A 6,894-nucleotide genomic window follows, 5' to 3' on the forward strand; every position below is an offset into this window, starting at 1 on the left:
TTTACCTAATGTGAACCTGTATGCAGAAAAAAAAGATGTCTTTATTTTACATAAACTGTGCAAATGTTGGAATATTAGAGTCATCATTTCAATCAAGAGGGATATGCCTAATGCGTGTAATTGCTGCTTTGTTCTCTATGTTCATGCCGGGATTTGGACAATTCTACAACAATCAAATATTCAAGGGTCTCCTGTTCGTCATCTTCGAGCATTTCGACAACCATACCGGCCACATCAATCAGGCCATTCACCTGGATTTTATGGGGCACCATCAGGAAGCCATAGCCGTGACAGATTACCAGAACATGCTGTTCTATGCCCCTTTTTACGTGTATACCGTTTGGGATGCCATGTATCATGCCAAGCCCGGACTCGACAAGGCCAAGTCCGCCATCCCCTTCATCATCGCAGCCATCAGCGGCGAGTTGGCTTCAATTTATAGCTCGTTGTTCCCGTTTCCTACCTTAACGGTAGGCTTGATCATGATCATCCCGATGCTGTTTGGCATCCTTGTATTCGGAAGGAAATAGAGTGCCGGCGACTGCCTGTCAAACCATGATGCTGGCTCCGATGTCATAAGACGCCCCTACCGACAAACTCATGGCGATCAGCCCCACAGCGCGATTGTCCCTCTCCAGCTCTTGATCCACCTTAAAGCGCGGAGTAAGGAATTCAAATATAAAGTAAGCTGTCAGCAAGAGCGCCAGACCGACTCCGCTCCACTGCAGCGCCTGCCATACCGTATCGTTATGCTCGATGGAAAACCGAAAGATATTCGCTATCCCGAACACCTTCCCGCCGGTAGCCATCGCAACGGACAGATTGCCGTTCCGTATTTGTTCCCAGTTTTTGTAGCTGGTGACAAGCTCGAACACCGCAAGGCTGATCAAGATCGAAATGACGGCCACTGTGTAAAAGGAAACAGTCTCTACGTAAGGATTGCTCCAAAACGTCTGCATGCGCGCGTCCTCCCATCGACAATCGCTATTGGTCAGACTGCCCGGCGCCTGCATGAACATGCATGAGCAGACGCGGGGCCTCCAACTTACTCCATCTCTTTACTACGGTCACAACGCGTGTCTGGTTCCAACCATTCGCATGAACTCCCCAGGTTCCCTGGAAAGGCCGTAATCACGATCCTTCCCGAAGCTGCCGAATACGGGCTGTCAGCTCACGGAATCGCGCATCCATCTCTGCCTGTTCCTCATCCGTTGCCGGTACGGACAAGCGGGCGAGCACCACATGAAGCTCCAGCTCAAGGCGCATCAATTCCTCCTCGTTGCGCTGCCTGTCATCTGCAGCTGTGTTGGTCACTGTCCGCTTCACAGCACGCTGCTGAAAGGACGAATAGGTTCCGTCATGCCAAGTCCACTTGCCGTTTTCCATATACAGCACATGATCCGCCAAAGCTTCAGCCAGCCTGCGATCATGCGTTGCCAGAAGAATCGTTCCCGGATACACCTTGAGCACTTGCTCCAGTTCTTCCCTCGACCGGATGTCCAGATAATTCGTGGGTTCATCCAGAAGAAGCACATTGTAGCTTCCCAGAAACAGCTTGGCCAGCGCCGTCTTCACGCGCTCCCCTCCGCTCAGCACCGCCGCCTTCTTCCAGACATCCTCCCGTTTGAACAGCAGCCTGGCCAGAACGGTCCGAACCATCGATTCCGGGTAATCACTGCCTTCCATCACATTCTCCAGCACAGTAGCCTGTTCCTGCAAAAGCTTGAGTTTCTGGTGGAAATATCCAACCTTTGCGCTCCCTGCGAGACGAATCCCTTCCAAGCCCTGTGCGATGCCGCTCAGCAAGGTCGACTTGCCTGTCCCATTCGCTCCCATAATCGCGACCTTGGCGCCAGGCGGAATGTGTACAGTGAGGTGGCGCAAAAGAACTCTGACGCGTTCTTCCCCCTTATGCCTCCCCTCTTCTGTATCTCCCAACAGTCTGCGCATCTCGCCTGACGCAGCATGCTGCCAATCGGCCGCATCCAGCAGAGATTCCCTTCGTTCCGGCACAGCAAGTGTCAGGTCCTCTATGCGAATCGCCGATTTGCCGCGAATCGGGCGGCTCGCATGGATGTCGAAGCGCACCTCCGGCAGTTCCCGGGGCTTCTCCGCCTCCCCCATTTTTTCAAGCCGGCGCTCTAGAGCCTTTGCATTTTTCTCCAGCTTTGCCGCCTTGCTGCCGAAGTAATCCTTGCCCATACGCGCCTCCGAGCTGCTGCTTGACCGCGGTGGCTTGACGGCTCGCCCCGCTCTCTTCTTCCTGCCTTCTATCGCCTCGATCAACTGGTCCCGCTTGGCTTTCTTTTTCTCATATGCCAACCACGCTTGATCCCGCTCGATTTGTTTCATTTCCAAGTATTCCGAGTAGTTGCCTGTATAGAGCTTCAGCTTTCCTTCTTCCAACTCCAGAATACGTGTGCAAACTGCATCCAGCAATTGCCGGTCATGGGCAATGAGGACTACTGCCCCGGAGTAGTCCCGCAGCATCCGCTCGACTTCCTCAATGCCCGGAAGGTCGAGATGCGAGGTCGGTTCGTCCGCAAGCAGCACATCCGCCTGCATGGCATACGCTTCAGCGAATCGGCGTCGCGTCTCCTCTCCTCCGCTCCAGTCGCCGGCATCGTCCCCCCACTGCTTCATCAGCGATACCGTCCCGTGGCTATGCACGCTGCCCGCATCCGGCTCGGTCTCGCCTGCCAGCACGTGCAGCAGCGTCGACTTGCCCGCGCCATTCATTCCTACAATGCCGAGCCTGTCGCCGGCATACAGCTTCAACGGCTGCTCCAGTGCGAACAGCTTGCGCTCGCCAACAAATTTCTCAATGCGCTCCGCTTCCAATAACAGCATAAAAAAACCTCCCTTGGTCCAGAGAGGCGGTGATGTCATGTAATCTCAAATTATGTGCACGCCGAACCCGCTAGAAAAGGCATAGCCTTTCCCGCGGCGGGCTTGCTGCCGATCCGCTAGTCCGCTGCCGACGCTCTCGGCATGCAGAGGGATGCGACATCCCCGTATCCGGTCTGTGACATAAGCGTTGATTTGGACATACCAATCCTGTCTGGACGATTGCTCGTATTTGTACAAGTCTTATCCAGCTTCCACAGGATTAGTTCCACATCCGCCTATGTCCTCGCTTTCTCCAGATTGTCGGGGTTTGCTTGCCGACTTCTACTTATTATAGGAATCCCGCATAGGAAAGTCAACGGATCGGGATTGAAAAAAAAACCCGTCCAATCGCGAACGGAAGTTGGGATCGCCGCTAACAGCTTCTTGTGCTCGGCTAACTTCCGTCATGGATGGAACGGGTTTGGTTTGTAACAGATTGAATTACTTAAACAAAGGGTGGATGAAGCTTTGACAATAGCGCTCCGCAATCTCCTCCATGCTGTACCCTTGATCGTTCAAGTAAGTAATCATTTCCGGCGTCAAGGAGGTGGCAATCATGCTAGCCGTAAAAAACGGGTCCACCGGCTTCAGCTTATGCGCTGCTTCAGCCTCCTTCAGCAGATGCTCCACATGATTGCGGATGAAGACAAAGGGCGGCAGCTCGAAGCAGTTTACTTTCGTGTCCCGCAGCCGGTCTGTCCGCATAATTTGCTTCATCCATTCCAGATCCTCGCCAGCCAGCAGCACCAATCTGGTGACCACAGTAGTCAGCTTCTGAACAACCGGCACATCTCGCGCTTCTCGAAGATAGGCTTCCGTATCCCTCATAAAACGCTCGAACTTATTTTTCATCAGAGAAAGGCACAGCATATTTTTGCTCGGAAAACGGCGATACAGCGTGCCTTGGCCAATGCCGGATGATTGTGCGATTTGATGCATGGAGACATCTTCTATGCCATATTCTTGAAACAAAGTTTGAGCCGTATCGAGAATTTTGATCGTGACTTCATCCTTTTCATTCAAGTCAGACATGGACATCCCCCTTCATACGATTCGTCGCCATTATACCTTTTGACTTTCCTCGGATGGAGAAACCGTGCGCTTCACGAACCAACTTAAGGCGAAAGCAATCAATGCTAGCACGAAGCCCAGCATAAAAGCGCTGTGCAGACCAGCCACCATACTGGAAACCGGGCTCAAGTCCCCGGTGGTCTCTGTGTAATTTCTCATGCCTGCGGACATGACGCTGACGAACAAAGCCGTACCAATGGCTGCCGCCACCTGCATCAATGTGTTCATAATCGCAGTGCCGTGCGCGTAAAGCTGACGCGGCAGCTGATTCAGCCCAGTTGTCTGCGCCGGCATCATGACCATCGAAATGCCGATCATCATCATTACGTGTAGGAAGATAATGTATCCGCCGGTCCAGGTCGCTTCGATGCGCGAGAACAGGAAGATCGACAGCGCCATCAGCACGAGCCCGGGCACGACCAGCATGCGCGGACCAAACTTATCGAACAGCTTGCCTGCAATCGGCGCCATCAACCCGTTGATGAGGCCGCCCGGCATCAGCACAAGGCCCGCAGCGAGCGCTGTCATGCCAAGCGCATTTTGCAGGAACAGCGGCAGCATGATCATCGTAGAGAACATGCTCATCATGATGACCAGCATCAGCACGGTAACAAGCGCGAACATCGGGTGACGGAAAGCCCGCAAATCCAGCATCGGCTCGCGAACGACCAATTGCCGCCAAATAAACAGCAGCAAGCTGATCGAGCCAATGGCGATCGTCCAGCCGACGAGCGGGTATGACCAGGAATGCTCACCCGCGCTGCTGAAGCCGTACACAATGCCGCCAAAACCGGCGGTGGACAAAATAATCGATAGGAAATCCACCTTCGGTTTTGTAAGTACGGTTACATTTTTCAAGAAGAATGCGGCAAACAAGATCGAAAAAATCGCCAGCGGCACGACGAGGAAAAACAGCCAGCGCCAATTAAGCGTATCTACAATCAAGCCCGATATCGTTGGCCCGATCGCCGGCGCCGTCATAATAACGAGACCGATCATTCCCATCGCTGCCCCGCGGTTTTCCGGCGGAAAAATAAGCAGAATCGTATTCATCAATACCGGCAGCATCAAGCCTGTGCCGATTGCTTGAACGATACGACCGAACAGCATGACGCCAAAAGCCGGCGAGATTCCGCAAATAATCGTTCCGATCAAAAACAGTGTCATCGCCCCGAGAAACATCTGTCTGGTCGTAAACCACTGCTGAAGCAGCGCCGTGATCGGGACGAGAATCCCCACTACCAGCATGTATGAGGTCGCCAGCCATTGCACGGTCGCCTCCGTGATGCCAAACTGCACCATCAGGTCCGGGAAGGCAATATTCAGCAGCGTTTCGTTCAAAATCGCGACGAATGCCCCTATGATGAGCGCCGCGACGATTGGCCCCCGTTTCAACTTGCTTACATCAATTTCGGCCGCTTTGGGCCCTACTCCTGCTCCTGCCAAAGTATATTCCTCCCTTACTCGCTATCTCTATATTTTTCTCGCGGACAATTGTCCGCAATATATAAAAAAATACCGGACAATTGTCCGGAAGTCAATAGTCTTTACCAATTATTTATAGTTGCTGGATCAGGCTTTGCCAAATCGCACGCAAACCGGCTTCGTTACCGAGTAGGTGTTGCCGGTCGGCTGAGGCATGCCGTTGTCTTGAATAGCCATAACGGCCAGCAGATGCGATTCCTGATTCGCAGCCAGCAAGTAACGGCCATCCGGCGACAGCGTGAAATTGCGCGGCACTTTGCCGCCGGAAGGGGTGAAGCCGACCGTGGATAAGCTGCCATCCGCTGCCGCTTGGAACGTGACGATGCTGTCGTGTCCGCGATTCGAAGCATACACGAAGCGGCCGTCGGCAGACACTTGAATTTCCGCGCACAGGTTGTCGCCGGAGAAGTCGTCGGGCAGCGTGGAGATTGTCTGCTGACGCTCCAGCTTGCCTGTCGCCCGATCCAGCGCACAGACTGCTACGGTTGCGTCCAGCTCATTCAGCACATACACGATCGGCAATGTAGGGTGGAAAGCCAGATGGCGCGGACCAGCTCCAGGCACGGCTTTCATCTCCGCCTGCTTCGCCAGCTTGCCGGACGCGCGATCCAGCTTGTATGTAACGACGGTATCCGTGCCCAAGTCGTTCACAAGATACAGGTCGGTGCCCGGAATCGCGAAGACCGAATGGGCATGGGGCGCCTCCTGCCGGTCGGTCCGCACGCTCGAGCCTTCATGCTTCGCTTCATCGGAGGCCGGGCCGAGCTTGCTGTCCGCCGCAACTGGATATGCCAGCACGTTGCCGCTCATGTAATTGACCGCAAGCAGCCAATCGCCCGACGCATCCAGCGTCAAATGGCAGGGATAGTCGCCGTGGCTGGATTGTCGGCTAGTTTCCGCGTACGTGCCGTCCGCCTGCTTGCGGAATGAAACGACATGGCCGTTAGCGGTCTCGCTCACGGCGAACAGAAATCCGCGCTCCGCATCCGCAGCGAGGAACGACGCGCTTTCGATGCCGGAGATGCCTCCTGTCTTTTCCAGCGTACCCGCTTCGGCATTGTACCGGTATAACGTGATCGCTTCCTCAGATGCCGGCGCGTAGCTCCCCACAATCACTTGATCCAAAAGTTGTCCCATTTTCTTTCTCCTCCTGTTTTGTAAATGGTTGAATGGTGAATGGCTTCCTCGTCTGTGCCATGCTCCGGCGTTTCCGGCAAGGCTGCAGCCGGAAGCCGATGTATATTCCGGGCAGGCAGCTGTTCGCGGGCCTATAAGACCAAGATTTCCACTAGCCTTGCATCAATGCTAACAAAGTACGTAACCACAAGATGTGTAAAAATATTACAGGCGAACTTTCCGTCGTGGAGCTAAAAAGTAAACGGCTGCAGTAAATCGACGCGTTTATCCATTTAATGGATATTCCTTTTAGTCTTAGCTTACTTCGCTTTC

At 53.8% G+C, this 6,894-nt stretch carries 7 protein-coding genes; 1 reads left to right on the forward strand and 6 read right to left on the reverse strand.

Annotation, left to right across the window (positions count from 1 at the left end; all coding sequences use genetic code 11):
- The first annotated feature begins 110 nt into the window (after positions 1-110).
- Complete coding sequence (locus XYCOK13_RS15880) at positions 111-530, forward strand: hypothetical protein (protein ID WP_213413220.1); 420 nt, start codon at positions 111-113, stop codon at positions 528-530.
- Between the two features lie 18 nt (positions 531-548).
- Here the strand turns inward: XYCOK13_RS15880 and XYCOK13_RS15885 are convergent, their stop codons facing one another.
- The 6 genes from XYCOK13_RS15885 to XYCOK13_RS15910 form a co-directional block, all read right to left on the reverse strand.
- On the reverse strand, positions 549-959 hold the full coding sequence (locus XYCOK13_RS15885) for a DUF350 domain-containing protein (protein ID WP_213413221.1): 411 nt from the start codon (positions 957-959) through the stop codon (positions 549-551).
- Positions 960-1,131: 172 nt separating this feature from the next.
- The gene (locus XYCOK13_RS15890) at positions 1,132-2,850 is read right to left on the reverse strand and encodes an ABC-F family ATP-binding cassette domain-containing protein (RefSeq protein ID WP_213413222.1); all 1,719 of its coding nucleotides are present in this window, start codon (positions 2,848-2,850) and stop codon (positions 1,132-1,134) included.
- 45 nt (positions 2,851-2,895) lie between these two features.
- Positions 2,896-3,087 (reverse strand): hypothetical protein, encoded by a 192-nt coding sequence (locus XYCOK13_RS15895; RefSeq protein WP_213413223.1) that lies wholly within the window; start codon positions 3,085-3,087, stop codon positions 2,896-2,898.
- 243 nt (positions 3,088-3,330) lie between these two features.
- The gene (locus XYCOK13_RS15900; RefSeq protein WP_213413224.1) at positions 3,331-3,921 is read right to left on the reverse strand and encodes a TetR/AcrR family transcriptional regulator; all 591 of its coding nucleotides are present in this window, start codon (positions 3,919-3,921) and stop codon (positions 3,331-3,333) included.
- A gap of 30 nt (positions 3,922-3,951) precedes the next feature.
- Entirely contained in the window at positions 3,952-5,370 is a 1,419-nt protein-coding gene (locus tag XYCOK13_RS15905; RefSeq protein WP_213413229.1) for a DHA2 family efflux MFS transporter permease subunit, read from the reverse strand.
- A gap of 162 nt (positions 5,371-5,532) precedes the next feature.
- The gene (locus XYCOK13_RS15910; RefSeq protein WP_213413225.1) at positions 5,533-6,582 is read right to left on the reverse strand and encodes a lactonase family protein; all 1,050 of its coding nucleotides are present in this window, start codon (positions 6,580-6,582) and stop codon (positions 5,533-5,535) included.
- Positions 6,583-6,894 lie beyond the last annotated feature (312 nt).

Origin of the sequence: Xylanibacillus composti (assembly GCF_018403685.1) — a bacterium.
In the GTDB taxonomy this organism is placed as follows: domain Bacteria; phylum Bacillota; class Bacilli; order Paenibacillales; family K13; genus Xylanibacillus; species Xylanibacillus composti.